This is a genomic window from Pseudoalteromonas rubra, from assembly GCF_001482385.1.
In the GTDB taxonomy this organism is placed as follows: Bacteria; Pseudomonadota; Gammaproteobacteria; order Enterobacterales; family Alteromonadaceae; genus Pseudoalteromonas; species Pseudoalteromonas ardens.
On sequence record NZ_CP013612.1, the window covers coordinates 334,604 to 352,455 of the forward strand.

A 17,852-nucleotide genomic window follows, 5' to 3' on the forward strand; every position below is an offset into this window, starting at 1 on the left:
TCAGGAACAAGTGACATTGGTTGGAGCGTAGCAACTATGCCTATGCAATATTATGAAGACAACGCATTACAATTAGCGAAATTGTATCAGTCTTACCGCTTTGAACTGCTGCATGCTTCATGGCTAAAATTTGTTACCCCTTTAATGGAAGAATCGGGTCTAAAGTTTTTGGATATCGGCGCTGGAGCAGGCAGAGACGCGAAGTTTTTTGCTGAACAGGCAGAGCAGGCTCAGGTAGTCGCAGTAGAGCCGGTGTGTTCGTTAAATCGCCTGGGACAGGCCTACACACGAGACATGCCGATCAGCTGGTATCAGGATGAATTACCTTGTTTGTATAAGGTCCGCAAGAATCACCAAAGTTTTGATGTGATTTTGGTGAGCTCTGTATTTAACTATCTGCAATCCAGTTCAGGCCAGCAAGCGATGCTGACCTTACGTAATTTGTTAAGCCCCAAAGGGCTGCTGGTGATTAAGCTGCGCCACTGTAATGATGAAGAAGCACTCAAATTGCGTGGTATGCAAAATTGCGCTGTGGATTATTTATTGGATATTGCACAAAAAGCCGATTTCACTTGCCTCGAAGTAACCGAGCCCGAAGAAGACGCTCAAGGCCGAGTATCCGTCACCTGGCAAACCCTCCTGTTTAAGCCAGCTTAATAGATAAAATTTCCTGGCTGTTACTGCTTGACCAGGCTTGCTCAGCAGCATGTTGCTGAGTAAGCCAGCGATAAGCCAGATGCTCTCCTGGTGCAAGCTGCACGTCACAGTTTTCCGGTACGCAGACACTAAAGACATACTCAGTATTGACTTTCGCACCTGCTATATACCTGTGTCGCCACTGCTCTCTGATGGTGTACTGATTGCATTTTTGATGATCGTTAATAGTCAGCCCGAGTGCTTTGGCGTCAACCCCGGTTTCTTCCAGTAATTCTCTGTATGCGGTTTCAATGGGCGCTTCTCCGGGGTCAATTCCACCTGTTACGGATTGCCAGAAGTCAGGGTCATCGGCACGTTGCAACAGTAAGAATTCATTGTGGCTGTTATATATGATGACGAGTACTGAGTGGGGGTGTCTGAGTGTCATGGTATTAGTCATGCTGTTTTTAGCAAATTTATCCAAATACAAGCCATGTTGGCAAGTAAAATGGACCGGGAGCAAAGCAAAAAAAAAGGCAGGAAATGTCCTGCCTAACCTCCAATAGCAACAAAAATTGTGCCAGGAAATACCCAATAAACCAACATCCTTGTTGGTAAGCTCTACTTCTCGGGAGTTCAATTGGAATGACTTGTGTGATGAGTCATGCCCTAAGGAACACCCACATGCTATCGCAGTGTTTTTCAAATGTAAACAAGAAAATGAGAATTCTCATATTAATATTTTTATATTTGTGTTTTTTGCCTATTTTTTGTCAATAAAATTAATTGTTTCTTGTTTTGTTCTCGTTATGGGTAGAAATGTAAGTTGTAATTTTCGTTAACATATATTGTTTTTTTGTATTGGTTTCTTGAGGGTTGTTTGACCAAATTGCATTAATACTGACCAATCTGCCGGTAAATTGTTCTCTGGTATATTAATTGTATCTGTACCATGCTTAACCAGATTGTAATGAGGTGTCACTGACTTATGCTCACAAGCTTGTTGTTTTCCGCCGCTGTCGCTTTAAGTCCAGCGGAGCTATTTAAAACGCTTAACCAGTTGAAAGAGCTGAACGATAAAAACCCGGCTCAGGCGGTTGCACTGTTTCATCAGATACAGGAAAGATTGCCGACAGAACCCAGCAAAGGCCTGTTAAAGGTTTACCTTACGGGGCTTGAATCGGGCGTGCGGGCCTACGACTATGACGCGGTATCTGATATTGTTGCGCAGCTAAGTCGAGACCCGTGGCAGGCATACTTACAGGGAGAGCATATTCACGTCATTGGCTCTGTCGCGATTTATCATCGTCGCATGCATGATTATGAGTATGCTGAGCAGCTAAACAAATGCGCGCTGAATTATGTTGCCGACGAAAAACAATATGCACGCATAGCCAATAATCTGGCGGTGGTTTATCGCTTTACAGGACAACACAAAAAGGCAACCGGTATACTCAAAGAAGCAATGATGCTCTCGGATGACAGGGAGATAATTGCCAATATTAAAAACAACCTGGGTAATCTCTATTTTGACAGTAACAGCTATCGAAATGCCCAGCTAATGTATATTCGGGCCTTTTTATTCCATTCCGAGACTGAGCAATTTGGCCATGCGGCCGGTACGGGCCTGAATTTGCTTAATACTCAAATCCATTTACGTGACTGGGGCGGCTTTTTGCGCTTTAAGGCATCGGTTGCTGTTCAGGTAAGTGCCAGTGGTCAGCCGGTATTCAGTGACTTTTATCAATGGCAGCTGGCAGTGTTTGATACTGTGGTTGAAAATCGACAGTTGCAAGGGGCAACGCAACAAAAGCTGATTGCTTCCATGCCAACCCTGATCGGCTCAGAGTTGACTCCGTCGGTCGATCTATACGTTCAGCTGCTTAACAATATTCCCATTAGTGAAGCCTGGCGAAAGGCAAAAGCGAAGCAGCAACCTGCGCAGCTCAACAAGTCCAATGGCGGTCGCATTGTGATAAAGCGGTGGTGCAATCGCGGTGTTAGTTCAACAATGCAGAGCTGGGGTTAAGGGTGAGTTGTGTTACTTAGCATGTCAAAGCCCCAGGTTTTATGATGATACTACGAGGAGTATTGGTTCTGAACGTGCCACCTGGTGTGACTGCTGATGAGATAGTAACGAAAATTTAAATTTGATCACTTGTAAATTTACAGTTAATAATTAAGTTCCTATTTTCATATCTCTGCTGATATGAAAAAGGAATACTCACATGTAAAGGAACTTAATTATGAAAACACTACAATCATTGTGTGCCATTGGTGCACTGAGCGTTGCTGCACTTGCCCACGCAGGAATACCCTATAACAATACACCTTACGAATTCACTCAGCCTGACGGTCAGGTGATTAGCTTATTTCTGCAAGGTAATGATTATTATGCAGAGCAAAGAACCGCAGACGGCCGTTTGGTGGTCTACGATGAAACGTTAAAAGGGATGGCTTATGCAAAGGTCAGTAATGACGGCACTGAGCTGGTGTCTACCGGAATACTGGTTGGTAAACAGGGTAATATATCGGCAAAAACAGTCAGTGAGCCCCAGGCTGGACTAACGGATGCAGCCAGAGCTACGCAGGTAGAGAAAATGCGCGCACGGATGCTCGGAAGTCATGAGGCGTTTCACACTTCGATGCTTGACACTCAAAGTGGTGAGGAGATCAGTGGTCAGGTAAAAGGGCTGACAATTATCATTGATTTTCCGGATGAGCGGGGAACGATTTCAAAAGCTCAGGTCGAACGATTTTTGAATGATCTCAATTATAACGAGTTTGGTAATGCGCAGTCGGTCCGTGGCTATTTTCGCTCAGTATCCGGCAATAAACTGGATTACACGAATACAGTCACTCAGTATTACACGGCGAAAAAGAACAAAGCATATTATGCCGATTCCAGCCTCAGCTCAACGGTACGTTCTCAGGAGTTAATCAATGAGGCATTGCAATGGCTGGAGTATCAGCAAGGGTTTGATTTTTCTCAGTTAACGACGAACAGTAGTAAGCAGATCCGTGGTCTCAATATCTTTTATGCCGGTAACTCAGACAGTGCCTGGTCGAAAGGGTTATGGCCCCATATGGCGAGGCTTAGCCCGCGTTTCTGCGCCGACGGAGTTTGCTCCGATCGCTATCAAATCACAGATATGCGCGCCAGCCTGGCCATTGGCACGTTTGTCCATGAATCAGGGCATTTGATCACTAACTGGCCTGATCTTTATGATTACGATGGCAGCTCCGAAGGCTCCGTTGCCAGCTTTGGTGTGATGGGTTATGGCGCTATCGGGACAACGAATCGTTACAAGCCGACGCCTCCGGTGGCACATTTTCGTGCTATTGCTGGCTGGGACACAGTCACAGAGCTCAACCCGGCCATTAACGCGAATGCACCATCAGGTCGATTAAGTCACACCTCGCACAGCGGTACTTCATATAAATGGACCAACCCGGCAAACAGCAATGAAGCTTTTTATATCGAAGCCATTCATAAGTCAGGTCAGAATTCTGAGCAACTCGATCAGGGCTTAGCTGTCTGGCACGTCGACAGCCGTGGCAGCAATTCCAATGAGTGGTATCCGTATATTCAGATGGAACATGGTGATGGTAACCGTGACCCGGAATACAAGCGCAATCGCGGTGATGGGAGCGATCTGTTCGATGTGGCCGGAGAGTTTACCCATACTTTACCTAACTCTCAAACGTCTCGCGGTACCAACGGACTGTGGTGGAATGGCAGCGACTCGGGGCTCAGAATCACCAACATTTCAGACCCGGCGCAAACTATCTCTTTTACCATTGAATCTGAGGTTCAGCCAGACCCGGACACCTATACCGGGACTCTGAGCGATAAGCAAAGTGTGATTGAACCAAATGGTAGTTGGTTTCAGTATGGCGGCGGCACCATTGCGCTGGCCCTGAGCGGACCTGCAAGTGCTGACTTTGATCTGAAAATAGAAAAGTGGCTGAGTGGCAGATGGCAACAGGTCGCCATATCCGAGACGCCAACGTCTACTGAGTCCATCAACTACACTGCCTCATCGGGTTATTATCGATTTATTGTTTATTCATATTCTGGCGCAGGCAGTTATACATTGCGTGTGAGTAAATAAACACAGGGTGTGAGCTTGTCCAGGCCGCAGGCTTGGGCAAGCCGTTAAGCATTGGTTATAACAGGCAAAAAAAGTAGCCAGTTTTGCCATTACTTTGAAATCTGCGACTATTATTAAAACAGCAATATTAAATGCTGTTGGAGTGGTACTCCAGGGACACATAGCACTGAGAAGTTTACCGTCAGAGACAATAAGGTGAAATCATGTGCAACTCCTCGCTCAGAGTCCAATCGGTGCTATTGCGGACTCTGCCTATGCTACTCTGCCCAGTGTTGGCTGTCGCTGAAACGCAGACTAATACACCTACTAATGACCAAGGTGCCATTGAAACGATTGCTGTAACAGGAACGCGGATCAAGCGCTCTATACAATCTGACAGCGCTTCTCCGGTATCGAGCACCGAACTGAGTGATCTGACCGATATAGGCGCGAACAACATCAGAGACCTGATTGAAGTTTTACCTTTTAATGCCGGGTCTCAAAACAATTCGGACAACTTGTCGCAAAACTTCACGGTGGGAACCTCAAACGTCAACCTTCGAGGGTTGGGGGTCTCTTCAACTTTGGTACTACTCAATGGGATCCGGCAAGTTACGTCAGCGGTAGTGACCGATCAGGGCGCCAGCTTTGTTGATACCGCCTCTTTGGTCCCGACGCTGGCAATTAAACGGGTCGAAATATTAAAAGATGGCGCTTCTGCCATTTACGGTTCGGATGCGGTCGCGGGTGTAGTCAACTTTATTACCCGGGATGACCTGGAAGGTACTGAGCTGCAATACGAGTACCGAACCCGCTGGAGTGATGGCGATCAGGATGACACCAAAATTGATTTTGCCCATGGCGGATATGTCGGTGATACCGGACATATGTTATTTGCGGTCAGTTTTCTTGAACGCTCAAGCTTGTTGCTTGATGAGGTCGACTGGCTGCAGCCGGCAACCAGTAGCTTTGGTAACCCGGGCAGCTTTGTCATTCCGTCGATGGCAGATGAAAATAACCCCAATGGTTTAACGGTTGCGGATCCAAATTGTGTGGCCAATGGGGGAATTTTTTCCGAAGGGAGCAATGGCAACTCGTTCTGTCTGTTTGATTTTGGCCCGCAAATCACGGCGGTCCCAAATGAAGACCGACTACAGGCTTATGCCCGGGCTACCTGGGACTGGAGCGATACGACACGTTTGTGGGCTGAATTTGGTTATGCCAGAAACAAAATTACCCGCGAGGTTTCGCCGAGCTTTCCGGTGTTGAATGCGCCTAGTGTGCTTGCCAGTCATCCGGATAACCCCTACGGCGAAGATATCTTCTTTCGCGGCCGCCCCTATGGCGTAGGCAAACCAACCGAAATTAACTATTACGATCACACGACGTCTCGGTTTGCGTTTGGCGGAGATGGTGAGCTAACCGAAGGGGTATATTGGCAGTTCTCATTTGTTGCAGCAGCGAATGACGCCATACTGAATCCCAGAGATGTCATTACCGATAATTTTCAAGCCGCTTTGCATGGCTTAGGGGGGATAAAATGCAGCGGCACAACCGCCGCTGAGGCTGGAAAAGGGGAGTGTTATTACTTCAACCCCTTTGACCCTCAAGACCCTGATAATGAGCTGCTGAGAGACTTCATTATCGGCGACTACCTCGGCGATGCCGAGTCTGAAATGCGCGTTTACGAAGCCGTGATAACCGGAGAGTCCTTGTTTGAAGTCGGTGGGGGAGATGTCGGGTATGCGCTTGGCCTTCAGTACCGGGATGAGTCCATCAATAATGTCTATGATTCCTTTACCCAGCAAGACAGCTTTGCCTTTTTGATTGGTAATCAGAACTTTTACGGTGAGCGTGATGTGAAAGCCTTGTTTGCTGAGGTACTGGTGCCCCTGACCCTGGATTTGGAAATTGGTGCGGCGGTGCGTTATGAGGACTACGGTGAGTTTGGTGGCGATACGACCAATCCAAAAGTGTCTTTCCTCTGGCTTGCGAATGACTTGTTTTCGCTCCGTGGTACCTACAGTACATCTTTCAGAGCCCCTTCTGTTCACCAGTTACAGGGAGTGCAGACCAACTTTGCCAACATTACAGATCCGGAGGATGGCTCCACAACCTTTGGTGGTAATCGAACTGTGGGCGACCCGGATCTGGTGCCGGAAACCTCACAAGCCGTTAATCTGGGTTTATCCTTCTCTTTAGATGAACTCTCTGTTGATTTAGATTACTGGGACTTTTCTTTTGAAGATGTGCTTACTCGTGAGAGCCACCAGGCCGTGGTGAATGCGAATCCTAATGATCCGACTCGGGTGATCCGTACTTCAGCGGGCACCATTTCAATCGTGAATACCAAGTTTATTAATGCAGAAGCGATTGATACCTCAGGGCTGGATATCAGCGCAACGACCATTTGTCGCACGGATATTGGTGATTTCAGGCCACAACTGAAAGCCTCTTATCTGTTGAGCTACGATTTAATGGACGCATCCGGCAACACCAGTGATGGACTGGGTAAACTCAACCGTAATACGGTCGGCAATCCTGCGCCAAGGTTACGTTGGCTGCATTGGTATGAACTGGTCTGACGGAGAGCACAGTGCAAATATCTATCTACGTCATGTTGCCAGCTATGAAAATGACGTAAGTGGTGAATCTATCAGCTCTTTCAACACCATTGACCTGCAATATAGTGTCAATCTAGGTGAAGTAGTCAGAGAGAACTCAGAAACCCGGCTCATTGCAGGCATAGTCAATGCGCCCGACGAAGATCCGCCTTTTGTGGCCATAGCCGGCAGTTATGACCCCAGAACGGGCGATCCACGGGGACGCCGGGCTTATATAAAAATTCAGCTGAGCATTTGATCTATGACTAACTGTGTGCGGGTGCTGCAACGCGTACTGAATGCCAGGTTTGCCTGCCATGCTATGTGGCATATAGCCTGGCAGAGAGTCGTGCCTCTATGATTATTCGCAGGCTGTTTCATGTTTTGATAATGCTCTGTTTGCTGGGTGCCAGTGTGCCAGAAGAGCGGGTGATCAAGCTGGTCACGCTCGAATATCCACCTTATGAATTCCAGGGGAAAAATGGCCCCAGTGGCATAGCCGTGGAATTAGTGCGCGAGGTTTTCAGGCGCATAGAACAGCCCTACATAATTGAGATCCTGCCCTGGGGCAGAGCGATTAGAGAAGTCGAGATTGGGCGCTATGATGGCATTTTCACCATTTATAAAACTCCACAGAGACTGACCTTTTTGGATTATGCGGACGAACTCCTGATAGAGCAATCAATTGCCTTGTTTACGTTGAGAAAAAACAACATTCACTTCGATGGCCGGCTTAACTCACTGGCACCTTATCGGGTAGCGGTGATGCACAAAGTGAGCTACGGCTCAGAAATTGACACTGCGCTAAAAAGGGGGGTATTTGAGAACGTGGTTACAACGGATACGGGCAAAAAGAGTTTTGAATTACTGCTAGCTGATCGCGTTGAAGTGGTCGTGATAAACAGGCTGGGGGCGCTTGAAATCATTAAGCAGCTGGGGATTGAAGACTTGGTTGCAGAAGTGCCGAGCTACCGATATGAGATACCCAGCTATATTGCGTTTTCTAAAACCCGCACACTGGACAAAACCAGGATGGAAGTAGAACAGACATTGCGAGAAATAAAAAAGGACGGTACATACGACAAAATATTGCAAGAGTACCTGAAGCACTACAACAAGGAACAGTCCATTTACGATACGTCACCACAAACAGGAAAAGCAGTTGAAGAGCGCTCTTAAACCAGCGCAATAAAAAGGCTCAGTCACATGAAACTCAAAATAAAATCCAGATTGATCTTGTTGTCACTGATCCCCGTGATCATCATTTCATCGGTTGTGACCTTAATCACGTATCTGGAAGCCAAAAAGCTTAATGAGGTGCAGGTCGATTTGAGCCGAAAAGAGATGATGCGGATGAAACGCGTCGAGCTTAAAGCCTACCTGGAAATTGCAAAAACAGTCCTGACACCACTCATACAGGGAGACCATGCAGAGTCAGAAGCCATTGCATTGCTTAAGAATATTAAGTTCAGCGGGACCGGGTATTTATTTGGCTTTAAGCCCGACGGGACGCGTGTAATGCAGGGCGACAGCGATCAGGGTATTGGTAAAAACTTCATAGACTTGCAGGATAAACGAGGTAATTACCTGGTTCGAGACATCATTACATCGGCGCAAACGGGAGATGGTTATTCGGTTTACTATTTTCCAAAGCTGGGTCAGACGGAGCCATTACCTAAGCTGGCCTACAGCATTTATATCGCTAAATGGGATCTGATTGTGGGCACCGGTTTTTACACGGACGATGCAGATGCGCTGGTTAAGTCAATGCGAGACGAAAACGAAGTACGGCTCTATGAGAGCATCGCGAATATACTGGTGTTTACTTTAGTGGTGTCTGTCGGGGTTGCCGGGTTAGGTCTGATGATCAGCAAAAGCATCACTGTACCTTTGTCTAAATTTGAAGACACCATTCACATTTATGCTGCCAGAGATGCCGATTTAACCGTGCGGATCCCGGATTTTACTGTGCCTGAGTTTGATAGTCTGAGTCGGGATTTTAATATCTTTCTGGGGCAGCTCCATGAACTCATCAAGAAGGTGGCAAAGCTTACCAATGAAGTGGTGGATGAAACGCGTCAAATCTCCACTGCGTCGGGCAACATCAACGCAATATTACTGCGCCAACAAACGGAAACCGAGCTGATAGCCACGGCAATGACTCAACTTACGGCGTCTGCTGAAGAAATCTCCCGCAATGCCAATGAGGCCGCGAACTCGGCTAAAAATGCGACAGCAGCGCGAATGATACCCGCCACTCTGTCGACGAAGCCATGAACTCAGTGAATACGCTGGCCGAAAAGCTGGATGAGGCCAGTAGTGTGATCTCAAAACTGGAAGGGGATGTTCAGGGGATTTCCGGGTCACTATCTATCATTCAGGAAATAGCTTAACAAACCAACTTGTTAGCGCTAAATGCGGCCATTGAGGCGGCACGCGCAGGAGAACAGGGTAGAGGGTTTGCAGTGGTGGCCGACGAAGTCAGAGAGCTGGCTACCCGGACGCAAAAAAGCGCATCTCAGATCCTGGGTGTGATCAACACACTTACTGACGGCTCAAAAGACGCGGTACGCGCAATGGAGTCGAGCAAAAGTTACAGTGCGACCACCGTTGATAAAGCAGCTTCTGCATCCGAATCGCTCAAACAGATAGTGCAATTTATCAATGAAATCCTCAGTGTCAATGAGCATATCGCTGATGCAACCAAGGAGCAAAATATCGTCGACAAGGAAGTATCAGAGCGCACTGACTCTATTTCACAGCACAGTAAAGAGTCGGTGTCGATTGGTACAGAGAATTTAGCTGTCAGTACTAACCTGAGTGAAAAGGCGGGTGAGCTGGCCGCAATCGTCAATCGCTTTAAGATCTGAAATGAAGGAGCTCAGCGGATGTCAATGTACCTGTTAGGAAAGTGAAATCATGCTAAAGAAACTTAAAAACCTGGGACCTGGCGTGATTGTGACCGCCGCCTTTATAGGTCCCGGCACTATTACCGCGTGTACGTTAGCCGGGGCTCAGTTTGGTTATGCTTTGTTATGGGCGTTGATTTTTGCAACCCTAGCGACCATCATTTTGCAGGAGATGTCAGCCCGCGCCGGGATAGTAACACAGCAGGGGCTGGGGGCCGTGATCCATCAATCGCTGGCCGACTCAATTTGGAAATGGCCATTGTTTATCCTGATCATTGTGGCCATTTGTGTCGGGAATGCAGCGTATGAGGCGGGCAATTTAGTGGGGGCTGCGCTGGGTATTGAGGCGATCACGACGCCGGGCAAGTGGGTCTTTCGTGGTTCCATTATTGCCTTGACGGCGGTTGGTGCCGTGATTTTAATCCTCGGAACCTACAAACAAATAGAGCGCATCTTGATCACTCTGGTGGCAATTATGGCACTGGCTTTTGTTGTTACCTTTTTCCTGGTTGACCCAGATTTAACGGCGCTGCTAAAGGGCATGGCAACCCCTCAATTGCCCAAGGGGTCTTTGCTGACAGTCATTGCCCTGATAGGCACAACTGTGGTGCCTTACAACTTGTTTTTGCACGCATCGGCTGCTAAAGCGCATTGGTCGAATCCGGAGGATATCCCACAAGCGCGTGCAGATACCGCCATTTCCATAGGTCTGGGTGGGCTGATCGCCATTCTGGTGACCTCTACGGCAGCGGCGAGTATCTTTACCCTCGGGTTGAGTGTTAATAATGCCGTTGATATGGCCAAAGTATTCGAGCCCCTGTTTGGCAGTTTGTCTAAGTACCTGTTGGGCATTGGCTTGTTTGCAGCGGGATTGAGCAGTGTTATCACGGCACCACTGGCAACCAGTTATGTGGTCACCGAGTTACTGCAATTGAACACCGAAGTAGACACCCGGGCCTTTCGTATGATCAGTGTCACTGTGATAGTGATTGGTGCCGTTTTATCTATGGCCAATATTAAACCCATAGAGATCATTCTGTTGGCTCAGTTTGCCAACGGCCTGTTATTGCCAATTATCGCCGGTTTTTTGCTGTATGTTATGAACAACAAACGGATGCTAGGGAAATACGCAAATACTACGGTTTCGAATATTCTGGGCTTTTCTGTGCTGCTCTTTACCGCCATGCTGGGTATTCGTTTGATAGCAAAATCTCTGGGGTGGATTTGACACGGCAAAAGCACCAAGCGGGGAAATGAAAAGCTGGAGCGCGTTATTCGCCCCAGCTAACTTTACATCGTGATGATATTAACCCGGGTTACCTGTGCCTTTGATTTTTCTTGAATGAAATATCGCCAGGCCAATATACACGCAGGTTGCATAGATATTGATAAAAGGGATTAAAGCAACGAGCACTGCAACGGCTTTGCTGTATTGATATTTATAAGCAATCAGTAAGTTTACGCCTACACACAGGATAAACTGTAGCGCAAGTACTGTGGGGGCTAACGGAAGATCTCCATTTCTCAGCATTTCTAACATAATTTAAGTCCTTGGAAGTGGGGTAATAATAACTCGTCCAGTAGTTCCACCAACACTAACCACTGTTACGCGAATGCCATACTCGGCCGCTTTCTCTATGAAGCGCTCGAGTTTATGTTGCGAAGAAAACTCATAGGTGCCTGCGATAGATCTGCCAGCATCGGGAATCGTATTTCCGTCTGAATCTGTTGAGCTATCTGGTACGTAAGTCATCCGGAGCCTTGCTGACCGAATGGTTGATGCGCGCATTGTGATTTTTGAGCCATCATCGAACTCGAATGGCGACTCTTGTTTGCCTTTTCCATAGCAGCTTAGTCCTTTGAGTTAACTATAGTGTAATAATGTTAGCACAGATTTGTGCTTGTGTAGCTTATTTGTAGTAATAAAAGTCAGAGATTTAACCATCAGGGTTAGTTAAAGTATATCGCCTCTGACTTTTGAGGTACTGACTGACGGTTACCCTTTATCTGCTGACATGCGGCTAAACAGATAAATCATAGCTGAGTTCGCATTGAGTCATCACTTTGTTTTTGTCAAACGAGGTACAAAATTAGTGTTAGTTTGTTCATATGTGAATCGCGTTTCAATGTGCTATTTGTGAAAGCATCAGATCGCTGTCCGAATTTTGCCAGTGGGAATAATAATAGGTAAGGGCATTTTGCTCGGTGTAAAAAGCACTGGTAACAAACTGCGCAGACTCGGGTAGCGGCCGCTCAGACAACAGGGTTAGATTGCGGTCAAACTCAAGCAGGCGCTGGGCATCCTGTGTTCCTATCTGCACCAGGATACGCTCATCAACACTAAAGGCGTTGCGTATCTTACCGGTGTCGGGTTGCCAGCTCAGGCCCGCAGATGTAATAAGCGTATTGTCCTGCCAGTCAACTCTGTGTGTCTCGCTTGCATAGATAAGGTGTTCGGAGCCCGATAACAACTCTGCCTTCCCGGAGCCGATGTGATACTTCACTATATTCGCCTGTCCTGCGTGGGCCAGGTAAAGCACGTCTTGCCCTGATAATTCAGATGTGTGCCAGTACTCGACGCGTGCTATTGGCTGAGTTATAGGTAACTCAATAAGCTGGTGGGTTGCGACGTCAAAGCGATAAACTTTTTGATCCGCTGCAAAGACCAGGTGTTGTGCAGCACGGTGCCAGATAGCACGTGAAATAAAGTCTTCCTGTCCGGGATTGGTGAAAATAACCTCGGGTTGTTTACCGTGCTCTGACAGATAAAGTTGTGGGTAACCGCTGCGATTCGAAACAAATGCCATACTTCGGCCATTTGGCGAAACAGAGGCAAGATAGTCTTCATACTTACTGTCAATCAGCGCAGTGCCAGAATCTTGGCTGCTGAATACATTAATGGTTTGATGAGCCTGACTGGTGAGGAGCTTGTTTTGATATAGGTCCGCATCAGTGACACCTGCCGTAAGATCATGTTGAAACGGCACCAGCTGATTATGTGAGTCTAGTGTGAAAACGCCCGGTTTTAAACTGTCCAGTACGATAAGGCGGTCAATGTAATCAGACCAGGCAAGCTTATAGCGCCCGCCGAGTTCGGCGTTAATCATGGTGACTGTCTGTGAATCGGGCTCAATTCTAAGTAGCTTGTTGCTCTTTTTATTTACAAACAGCGAAACATAAAGGCCATCAGGTGTTGCGGCCAGGTCAATGATATCTTGTGTATCGGGCAGGTTTATCAAGGTTTTATGCTCAAAACTGATTAAGTCCAGCTGCATGATGGCACTGTGCCGAAGGCTGGTTTGGTCCTGAGCCTGACTTGATTGATATGAAACAAAGTAAACAGAGGAGCCCGGCCCTCTGAACAGGTGCTTAATGTCCCTCAGGTGTTTGGGTACCGGAAGACTTTGCTGGGCCTGAATCCCCGAGCTTGTCAGTTTGTATCGATGTAGCTTAACCCCTGCGGGGTCTTTCACTGCAACCAACAGCTGTTGGTTAGTTAACCAGGTAAAGTTGCGGATCTGTGCATTCTCAACACGCAGGCTGAGATCCGATTTTCCTTCTTGTCGCACCACTAATTCGGTTTGCTTATCAGCACTGTGACGTAAGAATGCAATCGCCTTCCCATCAGGTGCAAACTGGCCATTAAATTCAGTCAGTGAGGTAAAGGTAAATGGCACGGTAGATGTGAGTGCTGTACTCGGCCTAAAGTAATTATAAGCAATAAAAACAATAGCTAAAACTATCATTGAGAGTGCAGGTATAAGTAATTTACGCGTTTTCTCAGAGCGTGGCTTTGACCGTGAAATAGTTGCTTCTAAGCTATAGCCTTGCTTGGCATGGGTAAAAATGAGCTGAGGTGATTTCGCACTGTCCCTGAGAGCTTTTCTAACCAGCGCAATCAGCCGTTGCAATGAACTGGGTGAAAAAACACGCCCAGGCCAGATTGCGTCAAACAGGGACTCTTGTTTAATTACGGTATTGGGTTGTCCCGCAAGAATACATAATAGGGTCATTGCTTTTGGTTCTAGCGTGCAAATCTCACCCGGGTGCTGCACCTGGTTGCGGTGGGGATCAATAACTATGTCGTTTATTACAAAAGCCTGCGTTAATTTTTCCATGCCTAACTTATTGAATTATATAGCCTAAGAATTTCCTAAGGTAAAAATTAGGGCAACTGCATGGCCTAACAGCTTGCTTCGTGTTGTTTTACTTGGCGCAGTCATTGGGAGTACCTAACCCGAATATGCAACCCATTGGGCGCGTTTGTATTCATTAGCATGCTCACAAATAGACGTCTTTGGATACTCATGGGGAGAGTATTTAAGCGCTTTTTAATAATAAACACAACGGAGTAAACAGAAATGAAGCAAGTTTGGCTGGTGATATTGTTACTAGTATCTGGCACAGGCTGGAGTAATGAAAGAGAAGTTGAGATAGAGATCACCTCTACCGTATTCGAAGAAAAGCGTAAGGTGCACATCTCTTTGCCAACAGGCTACTTTGACAGGGCAAACCAAGATCGGCGTTATCCGGTATTGTATCTGACTGATGCACGAGCACAGATGACGCATACCGCAAGCATGATCCATTATCTGCAAGGGGGCATCTCTGAAATGATTGTAGTTGGAATAGAGACGCCTTCACGAAGCCGGGATTTTAGCCCATATGACGCGGACGGTCAGGTTATCGTTAACCCAGCTGAGCACTCGCTGCTTAATTTTATTCGTACAGAAGTTAAGCCGCTTGTAGCGCGACGTTATCGAACGAACTCTTTTGCTCTGCTCAGTGGCCATTCGCTGGGCGGTTTATTTACTTTGTACAGTATGCTGACAGCTCCCGAGCTTTTTGATGTCTATATTGCGTTATCACCGGCAATGGGGTGGGGGAGCAAAAACTTACTGCCTTTTATTGAGCAACACCCTGCGCGACTAAAGCTGGATAAAACACTCATCATAGCGACCGAAGCGGATACGCCATTTGAGCAACAAATACCTAATTTTATTCGTCTCAGAAAGAGCCTGGACGCGCACGCTGGTCCTCAGCTAAATTGGCAAGCCAGTCTTTATGAGGCTGAGGACCATATGACGATAGCGCATATTGGTTTATATGATGCTGTACGTTACGTCTTTCGTAATTGGTGGATCACAGGTGAGCGGATAAAGGGAAACAAACTTAAATTTGATGCGCATTATCAGGGGTTGTCCGACCGCCTTGGCTATGAAGTCGTGCCTGAGTTTAATGAAATGTGGGGGCTGACTAATTACCTGGTCGTCAAAGCGTACCTCGAAGAGGCAGAATACATCGTAAATAAGTGGATCCAATATTATCCGCATACGGCAGAGCCTTACGCTATGCTGAGCCGGGTGTTTATGGCCAAGGAGTCACCACAGCGGGCACTGGAAGCGGTGAACGAGGCCATAAAACTGTCAGTGAATGATACGCGTCAGCTGGACAGGCTAAAGAGACAAAAAGATAAGATCCAACACGCACTGTAATGTAAAAAGAACAGATGGGTATCTACCTGGTTCAGCTATCTGGCTGGCATGATAAATAAGTCTGATCAAAGCGCTATTATCTGCCAGCGTTGTTGCTGTAGGCGCTCTCGGGCAGTAATCCAGCTCAAGTGAGCCGATAGCTATCAGGCTCAGTGCTTTCATCTTAAGGTTTGAAGACTGCACTGAGCGTGTCGAACAAGTTGTTTTACTCAAGCTGCGCTTTTAAGTACTCCACAGCAGCGTCCAGCTGGTTATCTTGATGTGTTATGACGCTTTCTATCGTCCGGGGTACCCATATGTCAATTTCGACGCCCGCGTTGATCAAAGGATCACCATTGAGCCGGTTTGCAAGCATATTGGTAAAGACAAAAATACTATCCCGAGACAAGTTATCCGAGAAGTTAAAGAAATCCGCTTTAAAGATTTCCCCGTTGATCCCTGATGTGGCTTCACCCAGGACTTTTATTCCGCCAGCGCGTGCAAACACAAGTGCATGCTCATTCTGACTTTGGCTTTCCCTAGAGGCCAGTGCAATTGCCGGAATATTCAGTGAGTCTTGTGCGATGCGGATTGTCTGTGGCAGGTTTTGTATCTGCACGTCAGTTTGATTAGGAGCGCCTTGCCAGTAGTGGGCAAGCGTGTTGTTAACGGCATCCGTTTCAATAAACCAACTGAGTACCCCCTGCCAGCCTTGCCAACTGGTTGGGTAATGGCGCATATCCAGCACAACGGCTTTGGCATCTGCCAACTGTGACTTGAGTGAGCTGAGGGCTTGCTGCTCGACATTATAAACGTTGATACGATAAATGTTGTCACCTAAAGGTTCCAGCACATCAGGGCTGTGAGGTACATATCTGAGACCGCTGAAATTGAGAGGGCTCTCGCTCTTAAGCGGGGTTACGGTTTGCTGGATCAGACGCTCATCTGGCTTTTTTATCTCGTAGCGAACGGGTGTTGAAGAGGTTTGGTAAAAGTGCATGCGTGCAACCCGGTTAACCCCTTGTAGTTGGTTGTAGAAAGAACTAGCAGTTTGGTTTTGCAGATAAGCCTGCACCGCTTCACCGTCAATGGAGATTATCTCGTCGCCAATCTCGATTTCCGACGGATTATTTTGCTCCGTGCGCGTAACAATGGCTTTTCCTTCAACAATTTCGAAGAAAAAGGGCATGTAATAATCAAACGGAGGCAACTCGGGGTTTGGCAAGACAATATTGAGGTGGTTGTCATTGAGCTTTGTAAATTCGCTATAAATACGCGTGTTTCTTTGCGTAAGGTCCGACTCAGTACAGGCATTTAATAATGGCTTAAGGCTTTGCGTCCAGTTCAGTTGGACCTGGTGAAAATAAGGCCAAAAGTGTTGGATCATGGCCCACATGCCAGCGACGGTTGCCATACATATTTCCGGATGTTCAAAGTTTTCTGTCAGTTGCCAGCGCCCGACCTGAGAAAACGTATCGCCCGTCAACTGAGTTTGTGCAGGCAGGTACAACGGGACATAAACTCTTTGCTGGCCGTAGTCCAGCGTCGCATATCGGTTGCTGGGCAAGTATGGCTGGTTACTGAGTGAGGCGTAGTTGCCTGAGCGCAGATCTCTTTCATAGAAACGCTGAGAAAAAGGCGCATTTTGTTGCCAGGCCATCACTTGTGTTTGCTGCTCTAGTGTGGGCAAGTGGTCTAGTTGTGTTGTGACATAGGGGGCGATTTGTCTCAGTAACTCTATGCCCTTGTCTGAACGAGCTGTCTCTTCTGTCTGGCTTAACTCGACAATACTTTCGGCAATAAAGAGTGGCCAGTCTGACGCGCTTACTTCTTCAGAGGGATAAAAGTACTGCACTGAATGGGCCAGCGTGACAAAGTGTTCTACGTCTTCAATCAGTGCTTCATTAAATGTGATATCGGGACGCGCCTGGGGAGAGTTTGGTAAGCGGTTATTATCTGGAGGAGACACAGGGCTTGAGCCAGGAGGTTGGGTGTTCTCATTGCCATTGTTACCCCCACTGCCGCCACAGGCCGTCAAACACAAGCTTACGCATATAAAAAGCAACTGATTTCGCATCACACACTTCCTTTTTTATCATTATTAGGTACGAAACTAGCGTTAATTTGTTCAGCTGT

At 47.1% G+C, this 17,852-nt stretch carries 14 protein-coding genes; 10 read left to right on the plus strand and 4 right to left on the minus strand.

The window, feature by feature from the left end; genetic code table 11:
- Positions 1–36: 36 nt before the first annotated feature.
- Positions 37–657, plus strand: coding sequence for a class I SAM-dependent methyltransferase (locus AT705_RS20840; RefSeq protein WP_082669101.1), 621 nt, complete (start codon positions 37–39; stop codon positions 655–657).
- Here the strand turns inward: AT705_RS20840 and nudB are convergent.
- Positions 644–1,084, minus strand: a complete 441-nt coding sequence (nudB, locus tag AT705_RS20845; RefSeq protein ID WP_058798915.1) for a dihydroneopterin triphosphate diphosphatase — start codon at positions 1,082–1,084, stop codon at positions 644–646. The two genes, AT705_RS20840 and nudB, sit on opposite strands and share 14 nt — an antisense overlap.
- Before the next feature lie 540 nt (positions 1,085–1,624).
- On the opposite strand from nudB, the gene AT705_RS20850 reads away from it, so the two are divergent.
- The 8 genes from AT705_RS20850 (at position 1,625) to AT705_RS20880 (ending at position 11,470) form a co-directional block, all read left to right on the plus strand.
- Entirely contained in the window at positions 1,625–2,665 is a 1,041-nt protein-coding gene (locus AT705_RS20850; protein WP_058798291.1) for a tetratricopeptide repeat protein, read from the plus strand.
- Positions 2,666–2,882: 217 nt separating this feature from the next.
- On the plus strand, positions 2,883–4,751 hold the full coding sequence (locus AT705_RS20855) for a M6 family metalloprotease domain-containing protein (protein WP_058798292.1): 1,869 nt from the start codon (positions 2,883–2,885) through the stop codon (positions 4,749–4,751).
- 254 nt (positions 4,752–5,005) lie between these two features.
- Positions 5,006–7,315, plus strand: a complete 2,310-nt coding sequence (locus AT705_RS20860; RefSeq protein WP_058798293.1) for a TonB-dependent receptor plug domain-containing protein — start codon at positions 5,006–5,008, stop codon at positions 7,313–7,315.
- Positions 7,302–7,592: a hypothetical protein gene (locus AT705_RS20865; RefSeq protein ID WP_058798294.1), complete on the plus strand. Its 291-nt coding sequence runs from the start codon at positions 7,302–7,304 to the stop codon at positions 7,590–7,592. The genes AT705_RS20860 and AT705_RS20865 overlap by 14 nt, the downstream gene beginning before the upstream one ends.
- Before the next feature lie 98 nt (positions 7,593–7,690).
- Positions 7,691–8,512, plus strand: a complete 822-nt coding sequence (locus AT705_RS20870) for a substrate-binding periplasmic protein (protein ID WP_058798295.1) — start codon at positions 7,691–7,693, stop codon at positions 8,510–8,512.
- 27 nt (positions 8,513–8,539) lie between these two features.
- Positions 8,540–9,610 carry a cache domain-containing protein gene (locus AT705_RS25805; RefSeq protein WP_237113869.1) on the plus strand — a complete coding sequence of 357 codons (1,071 nt, stop codon included), beginning with the start codon at positions 8,540–8,542 and terminating at the stop codon, positions 9,608–9,610.
- A gap of 125 nt (positions 9,611–9,735) precedes the next feature.
- Positions 9,736–10,203, plus strand: coding sequence for a methyl-accepting chemotaxis protein (locus tag AT705_RS25810; RefSeq protein WP_237113870.1), 468 nt, complete (start codon positions 9,736–9,738; stop codon positions 10,201–10,203).
- Between the two features lie 49 nt (positions 10,204–10,252).
- Entirely contained in the window at positions 10,253–11,470 is a 1,218-nt protein-coding gene (locus AT705_RS20880; protein ID WP_058798296.1) for an Nramp family divalent metal transporter, read from the plus strand.
- 78 nt (positions 11,471–11,548) lie between these two features.
- Here AT705_RS20880 and AT705_RS20885 read toward each other — a convergent pair whose 3' ends face one another.
- Together AT705_RS20885 and AT705_RS20890 are read right to left on the minus strand one after the other, a co-directional pair.
- The gene (locus tag AT705_RS20885) at positions 11,549–11,782 is read right to left on the minus strand and encodes a hypothetical protein (RefSeq protein WP_058798297.1); all 234 of its coding nucleotides are present in this window, start codon (positions 11,780–11,782) and stop codon (positions 11,549–11,551) included.
- A 583-nt stretch (positions 11,783–12,365) separates the two neighbouring features.
- Positions 12,366–14,360: a winged helix-turn-helix domain-containing protein gene (locus AT705_RS20890; RefSeq protein ID WP_058798298.1), complete on the minus strand. Its 1,995-nt coding sequence runs from the start codon at positions 14,358–14,360 to the stop codon at positions 12,366–12,368.
- A gap of 243 nt (positions 14,361–14,603) precedes the next feature.
- On the opposite strand from AT705_RS20890, the gene AT705_RS20895 reads away from it, so the two are divergent.
- Positions 14,604–15,737, plus strand: a complete 1,134-nt coding sequence (locus tag AT705_RS20895; RefSeq protein WP_058798299.1) for an alpha/beta hydrolase — start codon at positions 14,604–14,606, stop codon at positions 15,735–15,737.
- Between the two features lie 205 nt (positions 15,738–15,942).
- Here the strand turns inward: AT705_RS20895 and AT705_RS20900 are convergent, their stop codons facing one another.
- Positions 15,943–17,793 carry a S41 family peptidase gene (locus AT705_RS20900; protein ID WP_058798300.1) on the minus strand — a complete coding sequence of 617 codons (1,851 nt, stop codon included), beginning with the start codon at positions 17,791–17,793 and terminating at the stop codon, positions 15,943–15,945.
- Positions 17,794–17,852 lie beyond the last annotated feature (59 nt).

Excerpts from the sequence above, each read along its gene's own strand:
- AT705_RS20880 (WP_058798296.1), top strand. The coding sequence starts at position 10,253 with ATGCTAAAGAAACTTAAAAACCTGGGACCTGGCGTGATTGTGACCGCC.
- nudB (WP_058798915.1), bottom strand. The coding sequence starts at position 1,084 with ATGACACTCAGACACCCCCACTCAGTACTCGTCATCATATATAACAGC.
- AT705_RS20840 (WP_082669101.1), top strand. The coding sequence starts at position 37 with ATGCCTATGCAATATTATGAAGACAACGCATTACAATTAGCGAAATTG.
- AT705_RS20895 (WP_058798299.1), top strand. The coding sequence starts at position 14,604 with ATGAAGCAAGTTTGGCTGGTGATATTGTTACTAGTATCTGGCACAGGC.
- AT705_RS20855 (WP_058798292.1), top strand. The coding sequence starts at position 2,883 with ATGAAAACACTACAATCATTGTGTGCCATTGGTGCACTGAGCGTTGCT.
- AT705_RS20860 (WP_058798293.1), top strand. The coding sequence starts at position 5,006 with ATGCTACTCTGCCCAGTGTTGGCTGTCGCTGAAACGCAGACTAATACA.
- AT705_RS25805 (WP_237113869.1), top strand. The coding sequence starts at position 8,540 with ATGAAACTCAAAATAAAATCCAGATTGATCTTGTTGTCACTGATCCCC.
- AT705_RS20865 (WP_058798294.1), top strand. The coding sequence starts at position 7,302 with ATGAACTGGTCTGACGGAGAGCACAGTGCAAATATCTATCTACGTCAT.
- AT705_RS20890 (WP_058798298.1), bottom strand. The coding sequence starts at position 14,360 with ATGGAAAAATTAACGCAGGCTTTTGTAATAAACGACATAGTTATTGAT.
- AT705_RS20900 (WP_058798300.1), bottom strand. The coding sequence starts at position 17,793 with ATGCGAAATCAGTTGCTTTTTATATGCGTAAGCTTGTGTTTGACGGCC.
- AT705_RS20870 (WP_058798295.1), top strand. The coding sequence starts at position 7,691 with ATGATTATTCGCAGGCTGTTTCATGTTTTGATAATGCTCTGTTTGCTG.
- AT705_RS20885 (WP_058798297.1), bottom strand. The coding sequence starts at position 11,782 with ATGTTAGAAATGCTGAGAAATGGAGATCTTCCGTTAGCCCCCACAGTA.
- AT705_RS20850 (WP_058798291.1), top strand. The coding sequence starts at position 1,625 with ATGCTCACAAGCTTGTTGTTTTCCGCCGCTGTCGCTTTAAGTCCAGCG.